4 protein-coding genes are annotated in these 3,461 nt (G+C 62.4%); all 4 read left to right on the forward strand.

The window, feature by feature from the left end; translation table 11 throughout:
- A partial coding sequence (locus G7026_RS22420; protein WP_181073259.1) for a cbb3-type cytochrome c oxidase subunit I occupies positions 1-476 on the forward strand: 476 nt, incomplete at its 5' end.
- Between the two features lie 10 nt (positions 477-486).
- Complete coding sequence (ccoO, locus tag G7026_RS22425; protein WP_181073260.1) at positions 487-1,098, forward strand: cytochrome-c oxidase, cbb3-type subunit II; 612 nt, start codon at positions 487-489, stop codon at positions 1,096-1,098.
- A gap of 89 nt (positions 1,099-1,187) precedes the next feature.
- Positions 1,188-2,123 carry a cytochrome-c oxidase, cbb3-type subunit III gene (gene ccoP / locus G7026_RS22430; RefSeq protein ID WP_181073261.1) on the forward strand — a complete coding sequence of 312 codons (936 nt, stop codon included), beginning with the start codon at positions 1,188-1,190 and terminating at the stop codon, positions 2,121-2,123.
- A gap of 452 nt (positions 2,124-2,575) precedes the next feature.
- Positions 2,576-3,461: cbb3-type cytochrome c oxidase subunit I (locus G7026_RS22435; protein ID WP_181073262.1), on the forward strand; the 886-nt coding region annotated here is incomplete at its 3' end.

The raw sequence follows: 3,461 nt of genomic DNA on the forward strand, positions 1-3,461 counted from the left end.
ACGGCATGTCCACCTTCGAAGGCCCGATGATGGCCATCAAGACCGTCAACGCCCTCTCCCACTACACCGACTGGACCATCGGCCACGTACACGCCGGCGCCCTCGGCTGGGTGGCGATGATCACCATCGGCTCGCTCTATCACCTGATTCCCAAGGTGTTCGGCTCCGAGCGGATGTACAGCATCGGCCTGATCAATACCCACTTCTGGCTTTCAACCGTGGGCACCGTGCTCTACATCGCCTCGATGTGGGTCAACGGCATCACCCAAGGCCTGATGTGGCGCGCCGTCAACGACGACGGCACCCTCACCTACTCCTTCGTCGAGGCGCTGGAAGCCAGCCATGCGGGCTTCGTAGTGCGGATGGTCGGCGGCGCGATCTTCTTCAGCGGAATGCTGGTGATGGCCTACAACACCTGGCGCACCGTACGGTCCGTCAAGCCGGCCGAATACGACGCCGCGGCGCAGATCGCCTGAGGACGCAGAGATGAAACAGCACGAGAAACTCGAAAAGAACGTCGGCCTGCTGACCTTGTTCATGATCCTGGCGGTCAGCATTGGCGGCCTTACCCAGATCGTCCCGCTGTTCTTCCAGGACGCGGTCAACGAGCCGGTCGAAGGCATGATGCCCTACACCGCCATGCAGCTCGAAGGGCGTGACATCTACATCCGCGAAGGCTGCGTCGGCTGCCACTCGCAGATGATTCGTCCGTTCCGTGCCGAGACCGAGCGCTACGGCCACTACTCGGTCGCCGGCGAGAGCGTCTACGACCATCCGTTCCTGTGGGGCTCCAAGCGTACCGGCCCGGACCTGGCCCGCGTCGGCGGCCGCTACTCCGACGACTGGCACCGCGCGCACCTCTACAACCCGCGCAACGTGGTACCCGAGTCGAAGATGCCGTCCTATCCCTGGCTGGTCGAACACACCCTCGACGGAAAGGACACCGCCAAGAAGATGCAGGCCCTGCGCACCCTCGGCGTGCCCTACAGCGAGGAAGACATCGCAGGCGCACGGGACGCTGTGAGGGGCAAGAGCGAAATGGACGCCCTCGTTGCCTACCTGCAGGTTCTGGGCACCGCGCTGACCAACAAGCGCTGATCGACTCGCACCGTTCCACCGACCGGCGCCACGGCGCCGTCAGCAAATCAATTGCGGGCGGGCTGGATACAGACCGCCAGGAGTACTACATGAGCGCTTTCTGGAGTGTTTACGTCACCCTGCTGACGCTGGGCACACTCGTGGCCCTGTTTTGGCTGATCTTCGCGACGCGCAGGGGCGAGTCGCAGGGCCCCACCGATCAAACCATGGGTCACGCCTTCGACGGTATCGAGGAATACGACAACCCACTGCCCAAGTGGTGGTTCATGCTGTTTCTCGGCACCCTGGTATTCGGTGTGGGTTATCTGATCCTTTACCCGGGCCTGGGCAACTGGAAAGGGATCTTCCCGGGATACGAGCACGGCTGGACGCAGGAAGCCCAGTGGCAGCGCGAAGTGGCCAAGGCCGACAGCCTGTACGGCCCGATCTTCGCCCGCTACGCCGCCATGCCGGTCGCGGAAGTGGCTCATGACGATCAGGCACTAAAGATGGGTGGCCGCCTGTTCGCCAACCATTGCGCGGTCTGCCATGGTTCGGACGCCCGCGGCGCGGTCGGATTCCCGGACCTGACCGACAACCACTGGCGCTGGGGCGGCGATGCCGAGACGATCAAGGCCAGCATTCTCCACGGACGCACCGCTACCATGCCCGCCTGGGTGTCGGTGATCGGCGAAGAAGGGGTCAAGAACGTAGCGGCCTACGTGCGCCAGGATCTGGGCGGGCTGGCATTGCCGGAAGGTACGCAGGCCGACCTGGCGGCAGGCAAGCAGGTCTATGCCGGCAATTGCGCCGCCTGCCATGGCGCTGGCGGCGAAGGCATGCCCATGATGGGCGCCCCCAGCCTGACGCAACCCGGCGGCTGGATCTACGGCTCGAGCCTCGCTCAGCTGCAGCAGACCATTCGCCACGGGCGCAACGGCCAGATGCCGGCGCAGGAGCAGCACCTGGGCAACGACAAGGTTCACCTCCTAGCCGCCTACGTGTACAGCCTGTCGCAACAACAGGCAGACTTGGCCAAGCGCTGATCTGCTCGGAGCGGATCCCTTACCGCCCTCAAGGGGCGATCTGCGACCATGTGCCGCAGGCCGCTCCGACCAACTGCCCTTCCCCCTCCCCCGCAGTAGCCCTAAGCTTCCGCCCAATTCGCCGACTGCCAAACTACGAACGACAAGGCGAAACCTTTCACTTCTGTCACACCAGACTGGTGTGTATCAACCCTGTGACCCCACGGATGGCGCACTCAGGCCGTTGAACCGACTTCGCTCAGCTGGCGCGTGACTTCAGGCACTTGTAACAAGCGTCGCCGCATCTGCCCTGACAGCTGCTTCCAGTTTTCTTCGAGTTCGGCCGATTCAGGCTTCTAGCACAGGGCCCGCGCGGGACGAGAGAGCATCGGCGCCGTTTGCAATGCCCCCCTGCTTTCCTCATACTTGCCGCCGTTTTTTGCCTTCGAAATGCCATTAGCGTGGAACCCTGTATGAGCACAGCAATCAGTCAGACTGCTTATAACTATAAAGTGGTTCGCCAGTTCGCCATCATGACGGTGGTTTGGGGAATCATTGGGATGGGTCTAGGTGTGTTCATCGCCGCACAACTCGTGTGGCCAGAGCTCAATCTCGACCTGCCGTGGACCAGCTTCGGCCGTCTGCGTCCCTTGCACACCAATGCCGTGATCTTCGCATTCGGCGGTTGCGCCCTGTTCGCCACCTCGTATTACGTGGTGCAGCGCACATCGCAGACCCGCCTGATCTCGGACGGTCTGGCTGCCTTCACCTTCTGGGGCTGGCAAGCGGTCATCATCCTCGCGGTGATCACCCTGCCGATGGGCTTCACCTCTTCCAAGGAATACGCCGAACTGGAGTGGCCGATCGATATCCTGATCACCATCGTCTGGGTCAGCTATGCCCTGGTGTTCTTCGGCACCATCGCCAAGCGCAAGGTCAAGCACATCTATGTTGGCAACTGGTTCTTCGGGGCCTTCATCGCCACCGTGGCGATGCTGCACATCGTCAACAACCTGGAAGTGCCGGTCACCTGGTTCAAGTCCTACTCGATCTACTCGGGCGCGACCGATGCCATGGTGCAGTGGTGGTACGGTCATAACGCAGTGGGCTTCTTCCTGACCGCCGGCTTCCTCGGGATGATGTACTACTTCGTGCCGAAGCAGGCCGAACGCCCGATCTACTCCTATCGCCTGTCGATCGTGCACTTCTGGGCGCTGATCTCGGTGTACATCTGGGCCGGCCCGCACCACCTGCACTACACCGCTCTGCCCGACTGGGCGCAGAGCTTGGGCATGGTGATGTCGATCATCCTCCTGGCTCCGAGCTGGGGCGGCATGATCAACGGCATGATGACCCTCT

It is taken from the genome of Stutzerimonas azotifigens (assembly GCF_013522725.1).
GTDB classification, from domain to species: Bacteria; Pseudomonadota; Gammaproteobacteria; order Pseudomonadales; family Pseudomonadaceae; genus Stutzerimonas; species Stutzerimonas azotifigens_A.